This window comes from Polynucleobacter sp. UB-Siik-W21, assembly GCF_018687415.1.
Taxonomy (GTDB): Bacteria; Pseudomonadota; Gammaproteobacteria; order Burkholderiales; family Burkholderiaceae; genus Polynucleobacter.
Window position 1 is genome coordinate 1,525,557 of sequence record NZ_CP061289.1, and the last position, 26,977, is coordinate 1,552,533.

Genomic DNA, 26,977 nt, shown 5'->3' on the forward strand with positions numbered 1-26,977 from the left:
CTTATCGCCAAATCGGCAGGTTCAACCACCAGCCCCACCATTCTGGCCAACCACGAGTCCAAAATGGGCCGCTAATCACAATACAAACGGCGCTCCAGAAAACTGCTGCTAAAGCTAAAAATAATCCGAGGCGATGAATGCCTAAAGTTCCGATGGAATAACCGATCGCATCTCTAAAAAAAGTATCTTCATGCTCAGGCGTTTTAACAAACTGCCCTTTTTGTGGATTAGTGGACGATAAGACCAAGCCACCGTGTAATACCAAAGCGAAGGTGGTAGTAAAGAATAAGGACACAGCGATCATATGCGCTGGGTTGTAATGAAAATGTAAGTACTGATAGCCTGTATTCGATACCCAATCGAGGTGACTTAAGATGCCATATGGGAAACCGTGACCCCATGCACCCATGAGTACAGGTCTAATGACTACTAAAGTGAAGTACGCAAATACCGCCATTAAGTAGGCGAAGGGAACATGAAGTCCCATACCCAGTTTTCGGCAAATTTCAATTTCACGTAAAGCCCACGAAAAGAATGCGCCTAGAGCACATACTGTGATGAGCTGCCACAGGCCTCCTTTTAATAAGGGGGCAAAGCCTAATCCATAACTGATATCCGGTGGGGCAATGTTAATTTGCCAAGGGTTCCAGGTTGGGCCCTGTGAAGCGCCCCATAAAATGAGCGCAGTGCCTAAAAAAGCAAAGAAGACAGTCGTAACACCAAAAAATCCAACATAAAACGGCCCTACCCAAAAATCGAATAAGTCCCCACCAACTAAGGTACCACCTCGAACACGATACTTTCTTTCAAAACTTAGCATGGCCATTTTTATGCTCTCCAATGAATGGATAAATAGGGTTTAGCTAAAAAGCTTTTTAACCTAACCCTATTCACCATTTTTTATACAAATTACTTTGCTGCTGGAACTGATGGTGGCATTGCAGAACCTGTTTTTGCTTCCATCGCCTTGAACTGGGCTTGGCTCAAACCATCCAACCAGTTGAAACGAACGCTGCTCAGCAAAATCAAATGAATCATTGCTGCAAGACCAAACAGAAAAATACCTTGAACAACCATTGATCGCAACGGATCATACAGTTTCCAAATTCTCCACATAATCTTCTCCTAATTTAAGTAAGACATAAAACCATAAACAGCCGACCTTGTGCCCTCGATAAGCGATTTTTCTTCAGCCCCTGGAAGCCAAGAACTCCACTTATTTGGCAAAATCTGGGTAAACAAAGAAATAACAAAGCACACTAGAAAACACAAAATAAAAATAAGATTGAAAGAAATAGAATCTTCTCTAATCATATTTTTTTCCCTGCTCATAACGTGATCATTTTTCATTTCATCCCCCTAAGATTGAGTCCTATTTCAGTGGAACCAAGGACGCCAAGCCCAAACCAAAATATGGGCTACTACTGCTATCGAAACAAAACCAACTAAACCTTGGACGTACAACTGGTGAAACTCCTTGGCTTCGTCATCAGTAAGGCCGGATATTGAACCTGTTCTGTGGTCGCTCATAACCTAATACCTCCTTCAAAAATAGCCTTGCGGCCGTTACCGCGCTTAACCCGCGCGACATGGGCTGTAGCGTACGGCATGCCACATTCCGTTTTCAACAAATCAATTGATTTGTTGTAGTTAACTTTTGCCAATGAAGTCATCATGCTTCGACCTCTTCAATAATTTCTTTACAGGATGACTTCACTCTGGCAGCGGTGATTCTTTCTTCGCCAGCTTTTTCTGCTTCTTGCTCTACACGATCACGCATCTCTTTAGCGGCAGAAATCTGAACCAACACTGGCCTGGTTTTAATATAGTCAGCTACCAATTTCTGAGCATCTTGATCCCAAGGCAGAGCATTCGAACGATAAGTACGCGTTAGCGAAGCATCGACCTTATCCATATCGGTACCCAAGGGCAGGATATAAAAGAGCGCATCGAATAGTCCGTTACAAAATTCTTGAATGATGTAGGTTGCGCCGGCGTAGCCCATAAATGGAGTACCGGTATGGCGACGAATAATGGCGCCAGGAAATGATGAGGGAATATAAGAGGCTTTGCTGCCGTTTTCAGCCAAATACATTCTTTCGTTATAGCTACCAAACATGACTAGCGGTGGCTTTTCTTTGGTTAACTTACGTACGTCTTGATTATTGGTTTTCTCACCAGGCTTTCTTGGAACAGCAAAGCTGCAAGGTAGGCCCATCTCATCGGATAAGAAATGACGAATGCCTCTGGTGTAAGTTTCATTAGCGACTACTGCATAACTTGCAGTACTGAAAAAGTCTTGGGTTACTGAACGCCACAAGTCCCAGATCGGTTTAATGGTGGTATGTTTCTCGCGTTCAATAAATGGCTCTGGATCCACACCAAGCAATTCACCGAGTTTGCGCAAGAATTGAGTAGTGCTATGTAAACCTAGAGGCGCTTGCAAATAAGGACGCTCCAAAGCTTCGCAAAGCATGCGTCCAAACTCACGGTACATACAGATATTCACATCAGCATTGACTAAGTTCTCAACTTCAGCCAAATGGGATCCCAATGGGAAGACCATATTAATTTCAGCGCCAATACCTTCGACCAAACGACGAATTTCTGCCAAATCACTCGGCATATTAAAGGTGCCATAACAAGGTCCAATAATATTGACGCGTGGCTTTTCACCTTCTGCTCTAGGTTTACGCTCTGGAATCTTACGAACGCCATACTCGCTCCATAACCAATACATAGCGCGATTAGCACATTGCCATTGATCTTCATCGATGGTTCTTGGTAAGAAACGAGCAATATTCATGCCCTCAGGAGTAACGCCACCGCCAATCATTTCTGCAATGGAACCTGTCACTACTACTGCTGGTAAGTCTGGGTCTAAGGTAGCATGCGCACGCTTCATGGCGCCTTCAGTACCTTCACGCCCTAACTGCTCTTCCTCTAAGCCAGTAACGACAATTGGTAACTCGTGAGGAGGTAATGCATCGGTGTAATGCAAAACAGAAGTCACCGGTAAGTTTTCGCAACCTACAGGACCGTCAATAACTACTTGCAGACCTTTGATAGCAGTAAATACGTACACTGCTCCCCAATATCCACCGGCGCGATCATGATCGATGACAAACATTACATCATCTCCTCAGCTTTACGCTTCTTGATTTTCTTCTCTAGTTTGCGACGCACTTCAGCTTTGAACTCTGGATGATCTTGAGGAACATTCTCCCAAACACCAGACTTAAATCCAGATCCAACATCACCAAAGAATGCTTTCATCTCATCAAAACGCGCTTGATTACCAATCGCGGCATTGATTACTTGCGCTAATGAACCAGCACCTGCAGGACCCATCAACGGTCTTGCTGAAATCAAATTCGTAAAATACAGAGAGGGGATTGATGCTTGCTTAGCAGCTTGCACTACTGGGGTAGTTCCAATCGCCAAGTCTGGTTTGAATTCTTTCATTGCCGCCAAATCTTGCTCCAATGAAGCGCGGAATTGAACGTGTACTCCTTTGGCCTCTAACCATTCACGATCTTCATCGCTCCATGGCGTGCGAGGACAGGCAGAGCCAACATAACGAACATCGGCACCACTCTCAATCAGTAGACGCGCTACGATGAGCTCTGAACCTTCATAGCCACTTAAGGTAATACGGCCCTTAATTGGTGCCGCAGCAAGCACGCCTTTAATGGCTGGAAGAATCTTGTTTTGTGCAGCAGCGATCAGATCCTGCGGAGTATTGGTTGATTTACCAATGGTCTCTAACCAACGTGCTGTACCTTCATAACCTACTGGAGCTGAGCCAACAATGGAACGTCCTGCTGCTTCAAACTCACGAATACAAGAGGTGTAAAACGGATGTAATGCAGCAACAGTTACACAATCGAGCGCTTGATACATTTCACGCCATTCACGAGTGGGTACTGAAGCACCAACTGCCAAGCCCATTGGCTCAATCATCATACCGATGCCAACAGGATCTGCTGGGAAAATTTCACCTAATAAAGTAATCGTTGGCTTACTTGAGCGACCAGCACGAGGCGCTTGCACTGGGCCCGACATGGCTTCATTGCGAGCGTAATTGAGCATGGCACCGGCTAGAACATCTTTTGCTTCAGCATGGGTTGGAACACCAAAGCCTGGCACATCAATCCCAATAATCCTGACACCATTAATTTCTTTTGGCAGCAACTGAAGTGGAACACCACTGGCTGTTGGTACGCATAAATTAATAATGACGATCGCGTCATATTTTTCTGGATCAGCCTCTTGGTAGACAGAGTCGCGAATATCTTCAAACAACTTACCAGTCACGAGGGTCTCTGAATTAAACGGCACATAACCCACGCTACGACGGGCGCCATAAAAATGAGAAGTGAAAGTTAAACCATAAACACAGCAGGCAGAACCGGAAAGAATCGTGGCAGTTCTACGCATCCGCAAACCTACGCGCAATGCTCCAAATGCAGGGCACATACTTTGTGGTTGGTCATGCGGGCCCTTAGGATAGTCTTTGGCATATTGCTGCAGAGTCTCCGACTTACCCGCTGCCTTAGCAGCAGCGAGCATCTCTGCTTCACCGGAGTGACAGCCCAGACCATCACCTAAAGTAGGATCGGTCTTTAACTTTTCCTCTGGAGTAATCGGAATGATCGTTTTAGTCATAGCAGCAGATTGCTCTCTATCTCTTTAAGCTTGATCGTAAATAACTTCGAGTGTTTTCTTAACGACTTCGTCTTTACCCATCATGTCTTTCACAGTAGCGGGCTTCAAAACAATGTCGCGACCAGTCACTTCTGAAGAGAACAAACCCAGTAACTCATCTTGACTTAATGGTTTAGGACGAACTGGTGGAGCTTCTGAAACATTGGTAGCCAGCTCTTCGAATAGTGGGGCCCACTGCGTGCCAGGCTGACCAATAATTTCATAGCTAGCACTCTTGCGACGAATATCTTCGTTCGCAGGAATAGCTGCCAGCACTGGAATACCAGCCTTTTCAGCAAACGCTTGAGCTTCACCGGTGAGGTCATCTTTATTGATCACCATACCTGCTACGCCCACGTTACCGCCTAATTTACGGAAGTACTCCACCGCTGAACAAACGTTGTTAGCAACATAGAGAGATTGCAAATCGTTACTAGCAACCACAATGACCTTTTGGCACATATCACGTGCGATTGGCAAACCGAAGCCGCCGCAAACCACGTCACCCAAGAAATCAAGGAGCACATAGTCAAAGCCCCAATCATGAAAGCCCAATTTTTCTAAGGTTTCAAAGCCATGAATAATGCCGCGACCACCGCAGCCACGACCTACTTCTGGACCACCGAGCTCCATCGCAAATACACCATCACGAATAAAGCAAACATCGCCAATCGATACTGACTCACCAGCTAATTTTTTCTTCGAGGAGGTTTCAATAATGGTTGGGCAAGCTTTGCCACCAAATAGGAGAGAAGTAGTATCGCTTTTAGGGTCGCAACCAATCAACAACACTTTCTTGCCTTGCTGAGCCATCATGTAAGACAGGTTCGCAAGCGTAAAGCTCTTACCGATTCCGCCCTTGCCATAAATAGCAATAATTTGGGTTTCTTTGGTCACTGGACCTGTGGAAACTGGATCGGGCTCAATTGCAGCCTCTTTCTTGAGGTCCATGAATTGCACTGTTGCTGTTGCTGGGATGCTTGATGAACTCATTGTAGATTTCTCCAATCTAGAACCATTTTTAAACAATCGATATTGTTGAAAGCCGTGTGATAGGCCTCATTTGCATCATTAGGTGAAGAGCGATGCGTAATCAAGCCATCTAAACTTAACTTGCCCGACTCCACCAAATCTTTAATTGCAACTAAATCTCCAGGCGCCCACTGTGCTGCAATACGAATACGCGCTTCCCGCATAAATGCTTGCGGAAACGAAAAAGAAATCGTGTCATAAAATCCTGCCAAAACAATTTCACCGCCAGGAGTAAGGCAGCTGATCAATGTATCTACTAATTTGGCATCGCCACTCACATCCACAATCGTTTTGTACTTCTTAATCTGATCGTCTTTAGGATCTATGGCCTCATAACCTACAGCGCCTTCTCGGCGGCCCGCATTGGTCTCCCAAACTACTGGGCGCTTGCCTTTAGCAACTGCAATCCGCGCAATCAAGCGACCTAATACGCCATGTCCAACAATTAAATCTGGTTGCTCCTGACCAGGACCAGAGGTCACGTGATAACCAGTCGCAGCCAAAGCAAAGAGGATTGCCTCTTCGCCTAAATGATCTTGAATCGCAATCACGCGATTGCTATCAACAATCACGCGTGAAGCTGCACCACCAAACAGACCTCGAATTTCTCCATAGCATTTAGCTCCTGGAACAAATACTCTTTGTCCCACCTTCAGATTCGAGTCAGTACCTGCTTTGACTACCCTACCTACAGACTCATAACCGGGCACGAGCGGATAACCCATGCCAGGAAAGTTGGGCATTTTTCCGGTCCACAATAATTTTTCTGTACCAGTACTAATGCCGCTCCACTCCATATCTACCAAAACATCGATGGGGGTCATGGGCGTTAATTCAAGATCAGCAAGAATGACACTTTCTGGCTTTTCTAGAACAATTGCCCTGGTTTGATACTTATCGGTCATGTCTCTTGGGTCATTCAATTTTTGATTAAATGTGTAAAAAAATATTTACACTTTAGTTTTTAATCCTTAATTGCCCACTTGTCATCTAGGGGTTTTCTCTACTAAATTGAGTATTTAGAGAGACTTCTATGGATATGTTTTTGAGGTGCGTCTTACGTACCCTAAAGAGCAGGTTTACTGCACTGCAATATTTGTGCATTTAAGGGCATATAGGAATTTAATAATTGAATACCAGTAAAACCTGCATCGCCCAGTAAGCGTCTTATTTCAATTTCAGTTCTCGGTCTGCCCCTACCCATTGCCAATAAATAAAAACCAAAATAGGCGTGACCCATTGCCTCAAAACCTTTGGTCTCAGCCATTGGCTCTGCTAGCAATAAAGTGCCGCCAGGATTAAGGGCATCAAACACATTGGCGAGTAACTGCTTTACGCGAGCATCATCATGATCAAAAATAACCCGCACCAGGGTGGCAAGATCGCACCCTCTTGGCAAGGGATCTTGAAAAAAGTTACCGCCAATCGCTTGCGCGCGCCCAGAAAGTCCAATGTCTTTGAAGTGAGCATTGGAGAGCTCTGCTACTCCAGGGATGTCAAATAATTTGAACTGCAAATGAGGGTAACGCGCGGCCAACCTTTTAATAAAGGCGCCCTGCCCACCACCAATATCAAGAACCGTTTGATGCTTACCCATAGAATAGGCATCGATAATTTCATCTGTTACCAGTGATTGCGTATGCGCCATCAATTTGGAGTAAGCGGCAACCTTTTCAGCAGACAAGTTTTCTGGTGCAGCACCCTTTTCAGAAGTGATATAGGGCCAGTATTCGTTGAGCGAAGCAGAACTGGTATCGCCCTGCAAGAGCGCGATTGGGTCAGCGAGATCACGATAAAAATCGGCATGGTGTTTAACCATATCCAATATAGCGATGTTTCCAACCAATGGGGCGCTCTTCATGCTGAGGGCATAACGATCTTCGCTACGTTTTACAAGCAACTCAATAGCAACAGCTGCATCCAATAAGCGCCTCAGGCCAGCAGGTTTTAATGGGATTTGTTGTTGCAGTTCATCGAAGCTGAGAGCACCCTTCGCCAAAATATCAAACAGGTTGATTTGAGTGCAGGCTAATAGGACTTGGGTATAAACAAACCCCGCCATCAAATCAAAAATATCGGATGCTTGTTTTTTGACTAACCAGCGAGTAAGGGGGAAGCGTGTAGCCCAGCGCTGAAAGCTGGGTGAAGCAATGAGTCGATTTCGCCAATCGAAGAAAATTTCCATGAATGGCAATTCAGAAATTAAATAAGGTTGGTAATGGGATTAAGAATGACTGGTTTGACGAAATAAAATTTTTCTTTTTGCATCTTTAAACCAATCTGAAGGCACAAGACGCTCAGATTCTTGAGTAACAAGAGCACGCAACATCTTCTCACCTTTGCAATGCGGTATAGAGGCAATAGCCTTCCTTACTAATTCATCAAAGCGTTGCACGGCACCACTAAGACCCAAATCCCTAGCAGAGCTCGGACGATCATGAGCTATATCCTGGCCAGCAGGCTTTCCTAATTCTGCTTGATCAGCTACGACATCACGTATGTCATCTGCTACTTGATAAGCCTCACCGAGCCATTCACCAAGTGGCCTCCAGGTGGCGGCATCAGCACCGGCTGCTTGTGCACCAGCAGCAGTTGCTGCCTCGAACAAAGAGCCTGTTTTAGCACGTTGATAGTCGCTCAAATCGACTTTTGGCTCACACTCCCACGCTTGACCTGCAACAATTCCATGGGGTGAACCGACACTCATCGCAATCGTATTCATGAGTGGACCCAAGCGGAAGATAGAGCGTGTACCAGAACTAGCTAAGCACTGAAATGCCAACACAATGAGTGCATCTCCGGCGAGCACTGCAATACGCTCGCCATAAGCAGCGTGCACAGAGGGTCTGCCACGTCGTAACTCTGCATCGTCAAAGCAAGGTAAATCATCATGCACTAAAGATGCACAATGCAATAACTCAATGGCACTAGCAGCCGCATTTGATAAAGCAGGATCATCATCACCACAAGCTGCAGCAACAGCTAAACATAATTGCGGACGGATTCTGGCTCCACCTGGAAACACTGAATAATGCATTGCCTCTTGCAAGAGCTGTGGCCCCTGTTTGGATTGAGCCAAATGCATCGCATCCTCAAGACTTTGATTAATTCGTTCTAATATGCTCATATTAAATTTTGTATTGAAGTATTGTGTTTAAGAAATAGTTCTGACCACTGAAAATCATTAAGCCGCTAAAGAGTTATTGTCGTAAATGCCCTCTAAGCGATCCTCTAGCTCGTCATTAGCCTCTTGCATCGCTTTGAGCATTTCTGGCTCAGGCTGCCAGTAATTTCTTTGCGACGCTTCAGTCAAACGATTCGCTAAACGAGCAGCAGCAGTAGGATTTAGTTTTGCTAAACGCTCACGCATTTCAGGGTTCAGCATAAAAGTCTCTGTTAACTGCTTATAGACCCAAGGCTGCACTTGACCCGTAGTCGCAGACCAGCCCATGGTGTTGGTAATATGCACCTCAATTTGTCGCACACCCTCATAACCACTTTCCAACATGCCTTCGTACCATTTTGGATTGAGCATCCGAGTGCGAGTTTCTAAAGAAACCTGCTCAGAGAGTGTTCTGACTGCGCCCTCACCTTTTGTCTGATCACCAATAAAGACTGGGACGTCGGCACCACCCTTGGCACGCTTCACTGCTCTCGTAATTCCGCCCAAGGTATCAAAGTAGTTATCAATTGTTGTTACACCTAACTCCATCGAGTCAAGATTTTGATAAGTCATTTGCACATCGGATAAAACGCTCTTTAACAAAGCGTTATTTTGAATCGGTACACCAGCACGTCCGAAAGCAAAACCTTTTCTACGGGTGTAGGTTTCAGCTAATTCATCTTCCTCTTCCCACACGCTGTTTTCAACCATATTGCTAACGTTAGAACCATAAGCGCCATCGGCGTTTCCATAAACACGCAATGAAGCTGTTTCTAAATCACAACCATGTTCTTTTTGGTAAGCCAAAGCATGCTTACGAATAAAGTTTTGTTCCAGCGGCTCATCTTCCGCAGAAGCTGCCATAAATGCTGCCTCAGCTAGCAACTTAATTTGCAAAGGTAGTAAATCGCGGAATATGCCAGACAAGGTAATGACTACGTCAACCCTTGGACGACCCAGCTCACTTAAAGGAATTAATTGTGCGCCTGCTAGACGACCATAACTATCGAAGCGTGGTTTTGCGCCCATCAATGCAAGCGCTTGACCAATTTGACCGCCTTCAGATTTCAAGTTATCACTGCCCCACAAAACCATCGCAATCGATTCTGGAAGTGAGTTGCCATCTTCTTGGTATTTATCCAAAATGCGCTGAGCCTGTTTAGCCCCATCTTTCACGGCAAATACGCTGGGAATACGGAATGGATCAAAGCCATGTAGGTTGCGACCCGTTGGCAATACTTCAGGATTGCGCATCACATCGCCACCAGCTGCTGGGCGAATAAAGCGTCCATCTAACGCATCTAACATACCAGCCACTTCAGTCTCTGCAGACATCAACTCATTGGACTGCACCATCTTGCCAAACAAATCTTCTAATATCTCGCGAGTACCAAGCTCTAATAGCTTAGGATGAGCATCAATCACTTTGTCAAACTTCTCACCATTCATCAGGGCTTCTACCACTCCATCTTCAACTGGATGATCCAGAGCTACATCAGCCATCGCTTTTAATAATCCAAAGCGCTCAGCTAAAGGTGGCACAGCACCAACCACATGCAAGCCATGAGGAATTAAGGTGTACTCGAGCTCGAGTAATTCATTAAAGAGATTGCTGACGATATTTTGCAAACCATCTAGATCTGTTTTATCCCAGACAGGCTCGGCTTTGCATAGATCAATCTCTGCTGCTTGGGCCTGAATCAGATCTCCCAAATCTATCCGCTCCTGATTTGCATCAACATCTAAAGATCTAAAGCGCTCAATCGATGCTTTGAGATCAGCCAAGCCGGCATATAAACCGGCTTGCGTTACTGGCGGAGTAAGGTAACTAATCAGGGTTGCACCAGAGCGGCGTTTAGCAATCGCGCCCTCAGAAGGATTGTTCGATGCATACAAATAAATATTAGGCAGATCATTGATTAAACGGTCTGGCCAACATGCGCCACTCATGCCAGTTTGCTTACCAGGCATGAACTCTAATGCGCCATGCGTACCAAAGTGAATGACTGCTGTAGCAGCAAAGTCTTCCCGCAAGTAACGATAGTAAGCAGAGAATGCATGGGTTGGCGCAAAACCACGTTCAAATAGCAAGCGCATCGGATCACCTTCATAACCAAACGAAGGTTGCACAGAAATCAGCACATTGCCAAACTGCTTACCAAGTACAAAGATGGAGCTTCCGTTAGAGAGTTGCTTACCTGGAGCTGGGCCCCATTGCGCTTCAATTTCTTTTAACCAAGGTTCACGCCGAACATGATCATCTACAGGAATTAAGGTATGCACGTTTGCATCTGCGCCATACTGCTGGGCATTGCCTTTTAAGATTGAATCACGCAACTCATCTACGGACTTGGGAACGTCAACGGTGTAGCCACGCTCCTTCATGCCAACTAATAAATTTTGGACCGATTGGAAGACGCTCAAGTAAGCAGCGCTACCAATATTGCCGGCATTCGGTGGGAAATTGAACAATACAATGCCGACCTTACGTTGTGCACGCTCCGAACGACGCAAGTCAACTAACTTTCCAACCCGTGCAGCCAACATTCCAACACGCTCGGTGCAGGTAAACATATCCTGTGGATTGTGATCATCTGTAAATGAACACTGCTTATGGCAACCTGTACAGGTGGTACCAGATGCACCGGGTCGCCCACCATACACCATCGGAATGGTTGAGCCATCTAGTTCAGGAATCGCCACCATGATGGTACTCTCTACTGGGAGCAAACCACGCTCAGAACCTCCCCACTGCTCAAGATTTTGAAACTCAACAGGGTGAGCCGCAATATAAGGAATATCTAATTTAGCCAACACCTCTTCAGCCGCATGAGCATCGTTATAGGCCGGACCACCCACCAAAGAGAAGCCTGTTAGAGAAATCATGGTATCAATCGTTGGCTTGCCCTCTTTTGTAAAGTAATCATCAATAGCTGGGCGAGCATCTAGACCAGCCGCAAAAGCAGGCACTACTTGCAAACCTTGCGCTTCTAATGCAGCAATGACCGGATCATAGTGGCCGCTATTACCAGAGACCAAGTAAGAACGCAGAACCAAAAGTCCGACTCTTCCGCGCGCTTTTGCATCTGGCACTACCTTAGGCAAATCACTTAAATTACTACTCAAGCGATTTTTCATGCGTGGGTGATACACCCCAGAATCTGGATATTCGACTGGATCAAGGGCCTTCGCATTTTTACGCAAGACCTCACGTGAACCAGCTGCATAACGATTAATCAGATTAACCATCATGTTGTACATGTTCTCTTGAGAACCACCCAGCCAATACTGCAATGACAAGAAATAAGCCCTGAGATCTTGGGCAGTTCCAGGCACAAAGCGCAGCATTTGCGGAATCACGCGCAACATCTTCATTTGCTTTGCGCCAGCAGTCGAACTCTTGCTGTTGCCGTCTTTGTCTTTGGCGCTCGGACGCAGCTTTTTCAGCATGGCCATCAAGCCACTGGCTGGTTGACTCATATCGAGCTTGCCAATTTTCGTTAACTTAGTAACGTCTCCTGCAGACATGGCACAAACCATGGCATCACAATGGTCTCGCCTTGCTTTAAGATCTTCCAAAATTGGTAAATAGTGATCCTCTAGGAACAACATGGTGGCAATCACGATGTCGCCACTAGCAATGTCGTCCTTACAGTGTTGTAAATGCTCAGGATTACCGGCAAATTCACTGGCTGAATGGATGCTCAGCGTTGCTCCCGGAATAGTCTTCTTGAGATCCTCATAGGCACGGTTTGCAGCACTATTTAAATGAGTATCCATAGTCACAAGCACTAACTTAATAGGCTCATGCATATTGGAAGATTTTGTTTTGGTAAGCATTCAATAAGTGTTATTAAAAAGATTAAATTTAAAAAAATTTACTTTTTAGTTTTTACTTTCTATCTCTGATTGATTCTTGAAGAATCCTACAATACTGTCAACCAAATTAGACACCTATTTCGCCTCAAAACTATCCTTTAAGGGTATCTCCTAATAAAAACTCAATACCGGTATATTTAAGGAATTGAGCACTCATCAATTGATTTGCTGCTATGCAATAAATCAATTTATTAGGCTCGTATTAAATAATTTCAAGGAATCTGAATGGCACGTAATTACCCTTTCTCTGCAATTGTTGGGCAAGAGGATATGAAGCTGGCAATCTTGATTGCGGCACTCGATTCCAGTGTTGGGGGAGTGTTAGTAATGGGCGACCGTGGCACAGGAAAATCCACGGCAGTTCGTGCACTTGCAGCATTGCTTCCGGAGATGAGCTCAGTTCAAGATTGTGTATATGCCTGTGATCCGAATGCTGCACCAGGAACCTGTCCTGTATGCGATGAATTAAGAGCCAAGCTCAAGGTTGGTGGAAAACTCAAGGCCATTAAGAAAGCAGTGCCAGTAGTGGACCTGCCATTGGGCGCTACGGAAGATCGGGTTATTGGCGCATTAGATATCGAAAAAGCACTGAGCTCCGGAGAAAAAGCATATGAACCCGGCCTTCTTGCTAAAGCACATCGAGGCTTCCTGTACATAGACGAAGTGAATCTTTTAGAGGACCACTTAGTCGACTTATTAATCGACGTTGCTGCTTCTGGAGCCAACGTGGTCGAAAGAGAGGGTCTCAGTATTCGTCACCCTGCAAAATTTGTTCTAGTCGGCAGTGGTAACCCAGAGGAAGGTGAATTACGTCCACAACTACTCGATCGCTTTGGTCTTGCTGTTGAAGTGAAGACTCCTCAAGAATCAAAGTCTCGAGTAGAAATTATCAAACGACGCGATGAGTTTGAGCGCAATCAAGCGAAGTTCATGGAGGCTTGGGAAAAAGAAGATGACATCATTCGACAGCAAATTCAAGCTGGGAAAAAGAAATTGCCTTCAGTCAAAGTGGATGATGCGATGCTCGAAAAAGTAACTCAGCTTTGCAGTCACCTGGGAACTGATGGTCTACGTGGGGAGTTAACCCTGCTGCGCGCAACCCGAGCTTATGCTGCACTCTGCGGAAAAAATCAGGTAACGATCGAGCACCTGAAAAAGATTGCAGTACCTGCCTTACAGCATCGACTCAGGCGCAATCCTTTGGATGACTCTAGTTCTGCCGTTCGAGTCAGAAGAGCTTTAGAAGAATTGTTTCCCGAAAAAAGTAAGTAAAAACACTCAATCAGCAAATACTGTCTTTTGGAAAATCTAGCACAAACGCAAGAGATTAGTAAGAGCGCCAAACTCGAAACTTGGTTGCGGGCGCTCCAGGTTGCCCAACTCTTAGCTATTCATCCGCATGGTTTGGGTGGCGTAATTTTGCGTGCACGCTCTGGACCAGTCAGAGATCGTTGGCTAAGCTACCTTAATACCGTCGCTCAATTAGGAGGTATGCGCCTGCCTTTACGCAAAATGCCTCTTGGCATCTCAGATGAAAATCTGATTGGCGGCATCGATCTCGATCAAACATTACGCACAGGCAAAGCCGTTCTCAGGCAGGGACTCCTCGCGCAATGCGATCAGCAGCTATTACTCATGCCAATGGCAGAGAGAGTTGAAGTAGGCGCTGTAGCGAAAGTGGTGAGTGCTTTAGATAATGGATTTATTGCAATTGAGCGTGATGGGCAAAGCCGCAGAATTGAAAGTCAATTTGGAGTTGTGGCTTTGGATGAGGGTATCGAAGATGACGAACAACCCAATGAAAAAATTCGGCAGAGAACCGCATTTCTGTTGAACCTCGATATTCTCGGATGGAGAGATCTACCAGAAACTGATGATGATTTTCTGCCTGATGCCCAAACACTTCAATATGCACGTGAGAACTTCTCTGTAGTCACTGTGAGTGAAGATAGTCTCAATGCATTGGTTGGTGTTGCTGAACAGTTGGGGGTGATATCGATACGCGCCCTCAATCTGGCTATGAATACCGCGAAGTGTTTGGCAGCTTTTGATAGAGAAGATGAAGTGACTAACATGCATTTGCAACAAGCGATTGCATTAGTTTTATCCCCACGCGCTACGCGACTGCCACAAAGCGCTCCGCCCGAAGAGGAAGAGATTCCACCTGAACCAGAGTCAGACGAACAACCTGAGAGTGAGCAAGATCCCTTAGATCAAGAGCCGCCACCTCCTCCAGAAACACCTCCACCTGATCCGAGTGAAGATCAAAATAGGAATGAAGATGAGGGGGAGGAACAGGAAAATAATGCAGAAAATCCACAAGCGCTTGAAGATGAAATTTTAGAAGCCGCTCAAGCAGCAATCCCTGCAGACCTCTTGGCGCGCTTGGCAGATTTAGCTGACTTAAAAACACCTAAAGGTATGGGTGGCAAAACTGGCGCTATCAAAGTCGGCCGCATACGTGGTCGTCCACTCGGAAATATACCCGGCATGCCCGAGGGTGGCAAAACTCTGAGCATCATCGATACGCTGCGTGCTGCTGTTCCTTGGCAAGCTGTACGCAGAGCAGAAATGAAGGCAGCTGGCAAAACAATCCCTCTTGGGAAAATTTTGATTCGCAAAGAAGATTTTCGGATTAAGCGCTATCAAGAGCGCACTCAAACCTTAACGATGTTTATCGTAGATGCATCTGGCTCCTCCGCGATGCATCGCCTTGCAGAAGCCAAGGGTGCAGTGGAATTGCTATTAGCTGAATGCTACGTAAGACGAGATCAAGTAGCAGTGATGTCATTTAGAGGTAGTGTTGCCGAACTCGTCCTCGCCCCTACGCGTTCATTAGTCAAGGCTAAACGAGCCCTCAGTGGTCTGCCTGGCGGTGGTGGGACCCCCCTGTCTCGTGCGATTGATGAATCTTTTGAAGTTGCTAGCGCATCGATGCGAAAAGGACTTACCCCCGCCTTAGTCTTCTTAACGGATGGCCGAGCCAATATTGCTAAAGATGGCTCTCCTGGAAGACCAAAGGCAATGGAAGATGCGCAGCAGTCAGCACGCGCTGCATCTCATTACTCTTTTAAGTCCTTATGGATTGATACTTCACCGCAAGCTCGAGACGAAGGTAAAGCCATGGCTGCAATGCTGGGGTCTATGTACTTACCACTACCGAATGCAGGCGCTAATGAGGTTTCTCAAGCGATCATGCAAGGCCTGAAAAAGGCTTAATCGCCAAACTCAGTCTTCAAGCCTTCGAGAATCAGTTGTGCCACTTTGTTTGGCTCAAGTTCATGCATGATGTGACCACCTTCCCATTTCACAATCTCTGCAGCAGGAAAATAATCCAGAATAATCTTTTCTAAAGGTTTTACTGGAATCCACGCATCCTGATTACCTAAGACGCAAATTAATTTACCGCGATATAAATTTGCTTCAACTAAAACTTTGTGAATATCTGCTGCTGCCATGAAATTCATGGAGCCGCGTACATGTTCTGAACGCTCAAAGAGTTTACGGTAATAAACTCTGCGAGTCTCCGGCAAAATCGTATTCGTTGAGTCTAGCAGCTTATCGACCATTCCTAAACTAGGTGAAAGTGAAGCAAGCAAGCTAGAAAGCGTTGAGGATCGGGTAATGGGACCTAAGAGTGGTCCAAAGAAACTAGTGTACACAGCTGGTGGCGGTATAAAAGAGGGATTCAAAGCAATCACTAGCTTAGGTGGCTTTGATGAACCTACGGCAAAACGCAATGCTAAAGGTGCGCCAGCAGAATGGCCGACTACGATCGAGGGTGCTTCAATTCCCAATTGCTCAATGAGTAGCTGCAAAGAGTTTGCTATTTCATCAAGTGTTAAGTCTTCTAGTTTTGCACCTAAGGTAAAGGCATGTCCTGGCAAATCCGGCACTAAGACTTGTGCATGGGCTTCTAACAGAGGAATCAGATCAGACCAAGAATGGGTTGAGCTGCCAGTGCCATGTAATAACAAAACAACAGGGCCCTTACCAGTGAGCTGCACATGCCAATCTAAACCTCCAACAGAGACGGTACTACTATGTTGTCGATTGGGCCAATCTAAGGGTATTCGTTTCATTGCTTATAAGAACTCTTTGAGTGCCTGAAGTCCAATTGTAGGTTGCTCTTCTTGTGGCAAGTGGCCAATATTAGGCAAGGATACTCTCTTCACATTAGACATTACCTTCAAGTAATCGTTTGAATTTGCAATCGGGATAAAAGCATCTTGCTCACCCCAGATCAATAAAGTTGGTGCTTTGATATTGGTCAAAGAGGGCACTGGATCTTGTAAGACAGTTTGCTGCATACGAGCCAAAATGGCACCTCTTACCCCAGGGGCTAACATCAGGTCGTAGTAACGATTTACTAAAGCATCATTTAATGTTTTTGGATTCGCGTAAGCTGGTTCAAGGTTCATTGCTAAAAAAGTTTTAGAAAAGAAATAGCAATAGAGCTGAGCAATTGCAGGGACTTCAGTCTTTTTGCCGTACTCAATTCCTGGGCTAGCATACCCATCCGGTGAGATGAGCACCAACTTCGCAACCTGATCCGGATACCGCGCGGCAAATTGCCAAGCAAACTTGCCGCCCATCGAATTGCCTACCAACACCACCTTTGGAATTTGTAGCGCTCTCATGAAAGCCTCAAGTACCTCCACACTTCTCTCATCGGTATAGACGCCACTTGGATCTTCTCCGGTAAGACCAAATCCTGGCAAGTCTACAGAAATCACACGGTAGTCCTGACTTAAAGCTTCTGACCAAGCATCCCAAGTCTGCAAACTTGCACCAAAGCCATGCAAAAATAGAATGGGTATCGGGTTTTTGGAAGGGCCAGTATCTTGATAATGAATGTTGACTCCCAATGCACTAACATATGCATTTTTAGGAGAGCCATACATTTTTTCTAACTCTGTTTTAGACTTATCGGGAGCCCATAAATAGAGGGCTGCAAAAAAGATGAAGGTTGTTAATACCAGAGCAATGATCTTGAACGCTTTGAGGAGCATCGATTTCTAGCCTTAAAATAACAATGATGAATTTCTACCAAAACTAAGACTGTAATAGAAAAATGCCTGCCAATACTACTCAACCCCTTGCCATTATTACCGGAGCCTCATCTGGAGTTGGCTTATATGCCGCCAAAGCTCTGCTGGCTCGTCATTGGCGACTGATACTGGCAGTCCGAGACCCTCAAAAAATGGAGTTATCCGCCAAGGCACATCAATTTGATTCAAGCCAATATGAAATCTGGCAACTAGACCTTGGAAATCTCGATAGCGTTAAAGCATTTGTCCAACGCTTTAATGAAAGCGGTCAAAAGCTTAACGCTTTGCTCTGTAATGCGGCGACTTATTTACCACTCTTAAAAGAACCTGCCCGCTCTCCTCAAGGATTTGAAATTAGCGTAGCAACGAATTATTTTGGGCACTACGTTCTGAGCAGAATGCTGCTGGACAAGTTAATCCAAACTGCCAAACAATATGAGCATGCACGTCTGATTACCTTAGGCACTGTGACCGCCAACTCAGAAGAATTCGGCGGCAAAGTACCTATTCCTGCCCCCGCAGATATTGGTGCTTTAGAAGGTCTCATGGCAGGCTTTAAAGCACCGATTGCCATGATCAATGGAAAACCCTTTAAACCTGGCAAGGCATACAAAGATAGCAAGCTATGCAATATGGTCATGAATCGAGAGCTACAAAAAAGATATCACGCTAGTACTGGCGTGATCTTTAATACCCTATATCCTGGATGTGTAGCTGAGACGGCACTCTTTAGAGACACTCCGCCACTCTTTCAAAAAATATTTCCCTGGTTTCAGAAAAACATTACTAAGGGTTATGTGAGCCAAGAGCTTGCTGGAGAACGTGTTGCTCAAGTGGTTGCAGATCCACGCTTTACCCAATCAGGCGTTCATTGGAGCTGGGGCAATCGCAACTCCGCTATCAGAGAGCCTTTCGCCCAAGAACTTTCTATGAAAGCCAAGAGCGAAAAATTAAGCAAAGATCTCTGGGAAATTACAGCCAAGCTCGTTGGCATGCCCAGTGATTAACTAAGTAGATTAATCAAAGCCAAGCAAATCAAATATATCTCTGTCCTTCATTGGTATTGAAGGCAAGGGATCTGCTCCGGCCCAAAGTGCTGCAGCCAAACGCATGTACTCTTGCTGGACTTTTTCAAGCTCAGGAGAGTACTCCATCTCAAATAAAGTTGACTTTTTAAGACGACTACGACGAATCACATCCAAGTCAGGGAAGTGAGCCATCGTTTTTAATCCGACCTGTTCATTGAATTTATCGATTTGATCGGTATCCTTACTGCGATTTGCAATCACGCCACCTAAGCGAACGTTATAGTTTTTGGCTTTTGCACCAATAGCTTGAATAATCCGATTCATCGCAAAAATAGAATCAAAGTCATTGGCAGTAACGATAAGCGCGCGATCAGCATGCTGCAGTGGCGCAGCAAAGCCACCACAAACTACGTCGCCCAAGACGTCAAAAATCACGACATCGGTATCGTCCAGTAAATGATGTTCCTTCAGGAGTTTCACAGTTTGCCCAACCACATAGCCCCCACAACCTGTTCCTGCTGGAGGTCCGCCTGCTTCTACACACATCACGCCGTTATAACCTTCATACACAAAATCTTCGATGCGCAACTCTTCGGAATGAAAATCCACTTTCTCCAGCACATCAATTACCGTAGGCATCAGCTTTTTGGTGAGGGTAAATGTTGAATCATGTTTAGGATCGCATCCAATTTGGATGACGCGTTTTCCTAATTTAGAGAAAGCAACCGATAAGTTAGATGAGGTGGTGCTCTTACCAATCCCACCCTTACCGTAAATCGCAAAGACCTTCGCTTTACCAATTTTCAAATTAGGATCTAGCTGAACTTGAAGGCTCCCTTCACCATCAGGTGGTGGACTGCGAAAATCTGAAACGGGTATGTTAATTGCTTTCATTTTGGATTGCTTTCACTGTTTTTGACTAGATGTCTCTATTTAACTTTTAAAGTGTGCCTTTGCATCATACAAAGTTTCTAAGGTAATACTCAAAAGTCCTTGCTCAACTGCATAACGCTCTGTATTTCTTCTGGCCTTGCCTCTCACAAAAAATGGGATTTTATTGAGTTCTTTTTCAGCGTCATTTTCCCAGGAAGGTGCTCCATTCTTGACAGTAATCATCGAAGGGGCATTCTCTGGGGCCTCTTTTGCGGGAGTCGAATGTCCAAGATGGGATGGCATCGCGCCATCATGAAACTCAAAGTCTCCTTTGAACATGCCAATTAAATGTTCTTCGAGACCCATCATGAGAGGATGAACCCAAGAATCAAATAATACGCAGGCACCTTCAAAGCCCATTTGCGGAGAATAACGAGATGGAAAATCTTGGACATGCACTGGAGACGAAATGACTGCACAAGGTATTTTTAAGCGCTTGGCAATATGACGCTCCATCTGGGTTCCTAAGATCAACTCTGGCTGAAGTTCAGTAATCTTTTCTTCAACTTCTAAATAGTCGTCCGAAATGATTGCCTCAAGCCCGAACTCAGCAGCAGCCTCACGCACTTCACGCGCTAATTCACGGCTATAGGTGCCTAGTCCAACTACTTTGAAGCCCATTTCATGAGCAGCTACTTTTGCTGCAGCAATAGCATGCGTTGCATCACCAAAAATAAAGACTCTCTTGTTGGTGAGATAGGTTGAGTCTACCGATAACGCATACCAACGTGCTCTAGATGATTGACTTAATTTTTCAACATCACACTCAATACCTGCTAACTGGCAGACTTCAGTAATAAAAGCTTGAGTACCCTTAAATCCAATCGGAATCGTTTTAGTCGAAGGCTGACCAAAGCTTCTGCTCATCCAAGTGACTGCAGTGTTTGCTGTCTCTGGGTATAAATTGACATTAAAGTCGGCTTCATGCAAACGCGCGATATCTGCAGGGTTAGCGCCTAAAGGTGCAACCACATTGACTTCAATTCCTAAATCACGCAATAAACGAGAAATTTCTTCGACATCATCGCGATGCCGGAAACCGAGAGCCGTAGGCCCTAAAATATTACAACTCGGCTTTGCATTGGCTGCACGGGCTGAACGTTGTTGGCCTGGAGGCAGAATAAATGACTGCCCCAATAGGCGAACCATCTGATAAAAGGTTTCTGCTGCGCCCCAATTCTCTTTCTTTTGATATGCCGGCAATTCCAGCGGCAAGATCGGCACAGGCAAATCAAGCGCGGCGGCTAAGCCACCAGGATCATCTTGAATCAACTCTGCTGTACAGGAAGCGCCCACCATTAATAAATCAGGCGTAAAACGGGCATAAGCTGATCTAGCAGCATCTTTGAATAACTCTGCAGTATCGCTACCTAAATCACGCGCCTGGAAAGTGGTGTAAGTGACCGGCGGTCTCTTTTTCATCCGCTCAATCATGGTGAAAAGGAGATCGGCATAAGTATCGCCTTGCGGAGCGTGCAGAACATAATGCACCTTCTCCATTGCGGTAGCAATGCGCATCGCTCCAACATGGGGTGGTCCTTCATAAGTCCAAAGCGTTAATTTCATACGGTCTCCGCCATCATGAGCTTATGTTTTCTCGTTAAAGGGCGAGCAAATAATTCCGCAAGATCAGCTGCTTGGTTAAATCCTTGAATAGGTGTGAAGACAAGCTCAATCGACCACTTTGTAGTAAAGCCCTCGGCTTCCAAGGGATTCGCTAATCCCAAGCCACAGACAACCATATCTGGCTGTTGCGCGCGACAACGGTCTAATTGATTTTCTACATTTTGCCCTTCAGATAATTGCGTCTGAGAATCCAACATAGTTAATTCTTCCGCCATATGCTGACGATGCAAATAGGGAACGCCGACTTCCATCAATTTCATGCCAAGCTCTCTATTTAAATAACGAGCCAAGGGTATCTCTAATTGTGAGTCAGGGAAGAAGAAAATAGATTTTCCTTGCAGGATCTCACGATGCGGCGCAAGTGACTTATTGGCACGATCACGTTGGGGTGCAATGACCTTCTCAAAGATATCTTTAGGCACACCTAATTCTTGGGCGGCGGCTGCAAACCATTTTTCTGTTCCCTCTACACCCAATGGGAAAGGTGCAGCAATTCTCTGAGCCCCTAAATTTTCCAAGAATCTAGCGGTATCGGTCAAAAATGGCTGAGCCAATAAATACTTTGTCTTTGGACCAACAACGATTTTTTGCGTCGACTCCCTAGGTGGGAAAAAAGCAAAAGACTTGAGACCCAGGTCTTTAAAGATGCGACTAAATTGATCTTCAACCACATCAGCCAAACAGCCGACCACCAATAAATCAACTTCATCAGACTGATTAGACTTGGGTAGATCTTGCACTAGCGCAGCTAAACAAGCGTCTTCCCCTTGGGTAAAAGTTGTCTCAATACCGCTGCCAGAATAATTCAGAATGCGTACATTTGGCGCAAATGTTTTACCAAGACGTTGTGCTGCCCTCGACAAATCTAACTTTATGACTTCTGACGGGCAAGAGCCCACTAGAAATAATAGTTTGATATCAGGACGACGCTCTAGCAATTGCTTTACAACCTTGTCTAACTCATCATTAGCATCTGCAAGACCAGCTAAATCACGATCATCAATGATTGCTGTTGCAAAACGTGGTTCGGCGAAAATCATCACCCCAGCGGCAGACTGAATTAAGTGTGCGCAGGTTCGAGAACCAACCACCAGAAAAAATGCATCTTGAATTTTTCGATGCAACCAGATAATCCCAGTCAGGCCACAGAAAACTTCTCTTTGGCCACGCTCTTTTAAGGGCTGGAAATCCATCTTCACTTCATTGGCTACAGAATTCAATTCTTACCTCAGACTTTGATGAACGAATTGAATTGGGAATGGAGGACCATCGAACCAATTTCAGACGGGGCACAGAAAAAAGTAGTCATACAGTCATACGCAAATCAATAGATGCCTTAGTAAAAGGCTCTTGAAGGCTTTTAGATATAAGTGTTTATACCCATAAAAAGCCTATCGCTAAAAGGGGAATATTGCCAAGCCAAAGAAAAAGCCCCAAATATTAAGCAACTTGGGGCTTTTAATTGAGTGAAGTTTGAACCTTATCGTTGCGACTTTAGCAATGCTTTAAAGGTTAGCACGCTGAGAGATACTGCAATTCCTAGCGAGACCAAAAACATGGCAAATTTAGACTGGGTCTGGCCCGCAGGAAAGATCAAGTAGAAAGCAACGGTAATGCTGACGACCATTCCAAAAAATCCTGCAATTTTAGAAATCCGGTCTTTCATATCATGGAATTTAAACATGCTCTGTATCCTTTCAGGTTTTATATCTTGTGCGCATAAGAACATCAATGGATGATTGCTAATTGATGTCGAAAACTTTAAACCTCGTTTTTGGTAGAGTCAAGACACTAGGGTAAACCCTCTAAAAATTAGCAGCTTTCTCTATCTCCAGCATGCCATCTTCGATGGAATAGATTGGTTCATAAGCTAACTGATCTTTGGCTTTCTGAATCGAGACAGAAAAAGGGTACGCCATTAAATGGACCATCTCCCTAATTAACGGGGGTTCGCCACGAAGCGGTAAGTATTTCCAACCATTTTCTGTAAACCGAGCCAACGGCCTAGCCAAGGAGCGAGGTATCGATAAAGATGGCACCTTGTAATGACCGGCTTTGAGTCTCTTGGTCATCCATTGCCTAAATGGAACTGCTTGCCCATCGCTGATAAAAAAACTCTCTTGGGTTGACTCTGATAAAAGCGCTTTATTTACCGCTTCGCAAAGATTTTGAATGTAGCATGTTGAGAAGGGGTAGCCACCCTGATCAAACCAGCCAAACTGATTCAGATCAGCAGCCTTGCCCAAGCTCTGGTCGACCAAATCACCTTTACCCCAAATGGATGCAGGTCGAAGGCTTATCGTTCGGAACTCTTCATTTCCAGCATCAAGCACCAACTGTTCTGCTTGGGACTTGCTATGACTATAGGGAAAGTCATGCAGCGCTGGTAAAGATTGAGATTCTAAAAGATTCAGATTTTGCCTCAAGGGATCTTTAGCGATCGATGCATCACTCATGTAAATAAACTGCTTTACACCGGCCAGCTTAGCTGACTCTAAAACATTTTTTGTCATCAGCACGTTAGTCTCAAGCAAAGCTTGCTCTGAATTCCAAAGCCTCATCTCTGCGGCACAATGAATCAGGACGTCAAAATCCTGAAGTCTCTTCGTAAAGCTTTGGATATCGTTTAAGTCCCCCGACCAAATCTCAAGATTCTGCCAAGGTTTGCTATGAATAGCATGCGGCGTACGAAAGTGGCAGAGGATTTCGTGCCTGGCAGCATTTAAGGACTCAAGCAAATGACTTCCAACAAAACCACTAGCTCCAGTTAAAAAGATCTTCATAGAACGAAAGAGTTAGTCACTTACTAAACCTTTGCCCAAGAAATAGAGCTGATTTTCCATAGTAATAGGCGGTGGCCAACAATATCTTTGGTGAGAATGCGATGATGGCAATCAGAAGCAAGGGAATGAAAGACCAATGTTGAGTTGATCCATAAGCACCCAATATGATGAGTGCTAAAAAAATGATCTTACGCACTCCACCGCGAGGTAGCCAGGGACTTCTTTTATATATAGGTTCTTTATGAGTCGCGGGACTGTCGTCTGCCATCTTCCTAGTATCACTAAAAATACAAATCCAATCTAAGTGAACTATCATAGATAATTATTAGGGATTCTTCAATGACCAAGCTAAGCAACAAGACAAATCCCCATGGGTTGCGTACCTTAGCAGCACTTCTTCCCTTTTTGAAGCCATATAAAAAACAATTTATATTGGCAATCTTTAGCCTAGTTCTTGCCGCTAGCGCAACTTTAGCTGTTCCCTTCTCTTTTAGGCAAATCATTGATTTAGGTTTCAACACGGATAGTGGTAACCAAATCAATATCACTTTTTTAACCCTATTTATTGTTGCTGCCTTAGTAGCACTGGGAACCTCTCTCCGTTTTTATATGGTGTCCTGGTTGGGAGAAAAAATTACGACTGATATACGCTCAGCTGTCTACAGTCACGTCATCAAACAAAGCCCCGAGTTCTTTGAATCTACACATAGCGGCGAAATACTCTCGCGCCTCAATACAGATACCGTTCTGATTCAGACATTAATTGGTACTAGTGTCTCTATGGCGATCAGAAACATTCTTTTACTAGCAGGCGGTCTGGTGATGATGTTTATCACTAGTCCAAAATTATCTGTGCTGATTTTTGCAACCCTACTACTCACAATTATTCCAACGATGATCATGGGCAGGCGAGTCAGAAAGCTCTCCCGAAACTCGCAAGATAAGATTGCTGATGCCTCAGCTTTGGCAGGAGAGAAATTAAATGCCATCCCCACTATTCAGTCATTCACTAATGAAACAATAGAAATTCAACGATTTGATCAATCCATTCATACCGCTCTTGATGCGGCTATCCATCGATCACAAGCCAGAGCCTTACTGACATTTGTTGCTATTTTGTTTGGCTTCACCAGCATTATTTTGGTACTTTGGCTTGGCGCCTATGCAGTGATGGACAAGCAAATTACTGCCGGAGAATTATCGCAATTCATTTTGTATGCTGTGATTGTTGCGGGAGCAATCGCTGGCATCTCAGAAGTAATCGGTGACACCCAAAGAGCGATTGGTGCAAGTGATCGCCTGCTAGAACTCTTAAACGTTCAATCTTCTATCCAAGCCTCAGTAATTATGGAATCAGTACCTCAGGTCAATGCCGCGGGTATTGGCGTAGAAATACAAAATCTCTGCTTTCAGTATCCATCCAATCAAAATCAGGTTTTATCAGATGTCTCTCTAGAAATTAAACCTGGGGAAAGAATTGCCATTGTTGGCCCATCAGGCGCCGGTAAGACAACGCTCTTTCAACTCCTGCAACGCTTCTATGATCCCACTAGCGGAGAAATTCTTTTCAATAACATCAACATTCGCAATCTGCGACTTGAAGCACTTAGAAAAATGATCGGCATTGTTCCACAGGATATTGTGATTTTTTCAGACAACGCTATGGAAAATATTCGTTTTGGCAGAATGGATGCGACTGATGAGGAGGTGATATTAGCAGCGCGTCTTGCCATCGCTGATGAATTCATTTCTAAATTACCAGAAGGTTATCAAAGCTTCTTGGGAGATCGAGGGATCCGCTTATCTGGTGGGCAAAAACAGCGAATTGCGATTGCTAGAGTATTGTTAAAGAATCCAGCCTTATTACTCTTAGATGAAGCTACTAGTGCCTTAGATGCTGAGTCTGAATTACTTGTTCAGCGCGCGCTTGAAGCTGCGATGGACCACCGGACAACGATTGTGATTGCTCATCGACTGTCTACCGTAAAGCAGGCAGATAAAATTCTTGTGTTGGAAAATGGACGGATCATAGAAACTGGAACCCATGCCGATTTGATTCTACGAAGTGGTCTTTATGCCCGCTTAGCGAAACTGCAATTTACTGACCAATAATTGAGAATCCCTCAGACTCAATAAATCAGCATCAGTCATGCTTTAGATTTTAAATACTCACCAAATGAAAATACTGAGTTAGGGCCTAAGCGAGGCTTCAGCTTCTGAGGTTCTTTCTTGGATTTTGCTGCCACAGGAATTTTAGGGACTGCATTAAGTCTTACTTGACCAAGACCTTGTGTAGATTGCTCAAGGACAATAGATGATCTTTGAAGAGCGTCAGATAATGTAATTTGCTTCATCTGCAGATCCATATAGGCATCTAGGTTGGCCCAAAGAGATACACCTAAATCCTCATAAAGTGGCTCTTGTCCGTTCATCAGACTAAGCACATCATATAAAGAAATATCTTCAGGCTTTTTGGCTAAAGAATAGCCTCCTCCAGGACCGCGATGACTACGAATGAAACCCGCATCTCTCAGCTGACCAAAGATGACTTCTAGATAGGAGTGAGAAAGCTGATGCCTGCGACAAACTAAAGGCACAGAAATGGCACGACCTTGGGCTGTGTGAGCCGCAATGTCTAATAAGATATTAAATGCGATTTTGCTCTTGCTGAAAATTCTCATAGCTTTAATGTACAGCCAAAGATTCCGAAATGAAAGTACCCGCCCCTTTTTACATTAAAAAGGCGTTTTTTGAGCGGAATTATTGGCTTTGGGT

At 44.9% G+C, this 26,977-nt stretch carries 22 protein-coding genes; 4 read left to right on the forward strand and 18 right to left on the reverse strand.

Annotation, left to right across the window (positions count from 1 at the left end; translation table 11 throughout):
- Window position 1 precedes the first annotated feature (1 nt).
- From pufL to C2756_RS08020, 10 genes are all read right to left on the reverse strand, one after another.
- Window positions 2-826: a photosynthetic reaction center subunit L gene (gene pufL, locus C2756_RS07975; RefSeq protein WP_215295324.1), complete on the reverse strand. Its 825-nt coding sequence runs from the start codon at window positions 824-826 to the stop codon at window positions 2-4.
- An 83-nt stretch (window positions 827-909) separates the two neighbouring features.
- Window positions 910-1,116, reverse strand: coding sequence for a light-harvesting antenna LH1, alpha subunit (gene pufA / locus C2756_RS07980; RefSeq protein ID WP_088524712.1), 207 nt, complete (start codon window positions 1,114-1,116; stop codon window positions 910-912).
- Window positions 1,117-1,377: 261 nt separating this feature from the next.
- A complete protein-coding gene (pufB, locus tag C2756_RS07985; RefSeq protein WP_215295328.1) occupies window positions 1,378-1,530 on the reverse strand; it encodes a light-harvesting antenna LH1, beta subunit in 153 nt (50 codons plus the stop codon).
- A gap of 142 nt (window positions 1,531-1,672) precedes the next feature.
- Window positions 1,673-3,130 (reverse strand): chlorophyllide a reductase subunit Z, encoded by a 1,458-nt coding sequence (bchZ, locus tag C2756_RS07990; RefSeq protein ID WP_215318457.1) that lies wholly within the window; start codon window positions 3,128-3,130, stop codon window positions 1,673-1,675.
- Window positions 3,130-4,668: a chlorophyllide a reductase subunit Y gene (gene bchY, locus C2756_RS07995; protein WP_215318460.1), complete on the reverse strand. Its 1,539-nt coding sequence runs from the start codon at window positions 4,666-4,668 to the stop codon at window positions 3,130-3,132. The genes bchZ and bchY overlap by 1 nt, the downstream gene beginning before the upstream one ends.
- Window positions 4,669-4,692: 24 nt before the next feature.
- On the reverse strand, window positions 4,693-5,700 hold the full coding sequence (locus C2756_RS08000; protein WP_215295333.1) for a chlorophyllide a reductase iron protein subunit X: 1,008 nt from the start codon (window positions 5,698-5,700) through the stop codon (window positions 4,693-4,695).
- A complete protein-coding gene (bchC, locus tag C2756_RS08005) occupies window positions 5,697-6,644 on the reverse strand; it encodes a chlorophyll synthesis pathway protein BchC (protein WP_215297449.1) in 948 nt (315 codons plus the stop codon). The genes C2756_RS08000 and bchC overlap by 4 nt, the downstream gene beginning before the upstream one ends.
- 161 nt (window positions 6,645-6,805) lie before the next feature.
- On the reverse strand, window positions 6,806-7,924 hold the full coding sequence (locus C2756_RS08010) for a methyltransferase (RefSeq protein WP_215318461.1): 1,119 nt from the start codon (window positions 7,922-7,924) through the stop codon (window positions 6,806-6,808).
- A gap of 39 nt (window positions 7,925-7,963) precedes the next feature.
- Window positions 7,964-8,866 carry a polyprenyl synthetase family protein gene (locus C2756_RS08015; protein ID WP_215318464.1) on the reverse strand — a complete coding sequence of 301 codons (903 nt, stop codon included), beginning with the start codon at window positions 8,864-8,866 and terminating at the stop codon, window positions 7,964-7,966.
- Window positions 8,867-8,923: 57 nt separating this feature from the next.
- On the reverse strand, window positions 8,924-12,742 hold the full coding sequence (locus tag C2756_RS08020; RefSeq protein WP_215318470.1) for a magnesium chelatase subunit H: 3,819 nt from the start codon (window positions 12,740-12,742) through the stop codon (window positions 8,924-8,926).
- Window positions 12,743-13,006: 264 nt separating this feature from the next.
- Here C2756_RS08020 and bchI point away from each other — a divergent pair, with 264 nt between their 5' ends.
- Entirely contained in the window at window positions 13,007-14,053 is a 1,047-nt protein-coding gene (gene bchI / locus C2756_RS08025) for a magnesium chelatase ATPase subunit I (RefSeq protein WP_215318472.1), read from the forward strand.
- A gap of 27 nt (window positions 14,054-14,080) precedes the next feature.
- A complete protein-coding gene (locus C2756_RS08030) occupies window positions 14,081-16,000 on the forward strand; it encodes a VWA domain-containing protein (RefSeq protein ID WP_215318474.1) in 1,920 nt (639 codons plus the stop codon).
- Here C2756_RS08030 and bchO read toward each other — a convergent pair.
- Window positions 15,997-16,863, reverse strand: coding sequence for an alpha/beta fold hydrolase BchO (gene bchO / locus C2756_RS08035; RefSeq protein WP_215318475.1), 867 nt, complete (start codon window positions 16,861-16,863; stop codon window positions 15,997-15,999). The two genes, C2756_RS08030 and bchO, sit on opposite strands and share 4 nt — an antisense overlap.
- Before the next feature lie 3 nt (window positions 16,864-16,866).
- Window positions 16,867-17,793, reverse strand: a complete 927-nt coding sequence (locus C2756_RS08040) for an alpha/beta fold hydrolase (protein WP_215318477.1) — start codon at window positions 17,791-17,793, stop codon at window positions 16,867-16,869.
- A gap of 62 nt (window positions 17,794-17,855) precedes the next feature.
- Between C2756_RS08040 and C2756_RS08045 the strand changes: the two genes are divergently transcribed.
- Window positions 17,856-18,839: a protochlorophyllide reductase gene (locus C2756_RS08045; protein ID WP_215318479.1), complete on the forward strand. Its 984-nt coding sequence runs from the start codon at window positions 17,856-17,858 to the stop codon at window positions 18,837-18,839.
- A gap of 9 nt (window positions 18,840-18,848) precedes the next feature.
- On the opposite strand, the gene bchL is transcribed toward C2756_RS08045, so the two are convergent.
- The 5 genes from bchL to C2756_RS08070 form a co-directional block, all read right to left on the reverse strand.
- On the reverse strand, window positions 18,849-19,754 hold the full coding sequence (gene bchL, locus C2756_RS08050) for a ferredoxin:protochlorophyllide reductase (ATP-dependent) iron-sulfur ATP-binding protein (RefSeq protein WP_215295351.1): 906 nt from the start codon (window positions 19,752-19,754) through the stop codon (window positions 18,849-18,851).
- 39 nt (window positions 19,755-19,793) lie between these two features.
- Window positions 19,794-21,359, reverse strand: coding sequence for a ferredoxin:protochlorophyllide reductase (ATP-dependent) subunit B (gene bchB / locus C2756_RS08055; RefSeq protein ID WP_215318481.1), 1,566 nt, complete (start codon window positions 21,357-21,359; stop codon window positions 19,794-19,796).
- Window positions 21,356-22,639, reverse strand: a complete 1,284-nt coding sequence (locus tag C2756_RS08060) for a ferredoxin:protochlorophyllide reductase (ATP-dependent) subunit N (RefSeq protein ID WP_251372026.1) — start codon at window positions 22,637-22,639, stop codon at window positions 21,356-21,358. The genes bchB and C2756_RS08060 overlap by 4 nt, the downstream gene beginning before the upstream one ends.
- Window positions 22,640-22,899: 260 nt before the next feature.
- On the reverse strand, window positions 22,900-23,103 hold the full coding sequence (locus C2756_RS08065) for a hypothetical protein (RefSeq protein WP_215295355.1): 204 nt from the start codon (window positions 23,101-23,103) through the stop codon (window positions 22,900-22,902).
- 121 nt (window positions 23,104-23,224) lie between these two features.
- Window positions 23,225-24,202, reverse strand: coding sequence for an NAD(P)-dependent oxidoreductase (locus C2756_RS08070; protein ID WP_215318482.1), 978 nt, complete (start codon window positions 24,200-24,202; stop codon window positions 23,225-23,227).
- 339 nt (window positions 24,203-24,541) lie between these two features.
- On the opposite strand from C2756_RS08070, the gene C2756_RS08075 reads away from it, so the two are divergent.
- Window positions 24,542-26,314 (forward strand): ABC transporter transmembrane domain-containing protein, encoded by a 1,773-nt coding sequence (locus tag C2756_RS08075; protein ID WP_215318484.1) that lies wholly within the window; start codon window positions 24,542-24,544, stop codon window positions 26,312-26,314.
- A 35-nt stretch (window positions 26,315-26,349) separates the two neighbouring features.
- Here the strand turns inward: C2756_RS08075 and C2756_RS08080 are convergent, their stop codons facing one another.
- Complete coding sequence (locus tag C2756_RS08080) at window positions 26,350-26,883, reverse strand: Rrf2 family transcriptional regulator (RefSeq protein ID WP_215295361.1); 534 nt, start codon at window positions 26,881-26,883, stop codon at window positions 26,350-26,352.
- Between the last annotated feature and the right edge of the window lie 94 nt (window positions 26,884-26,977).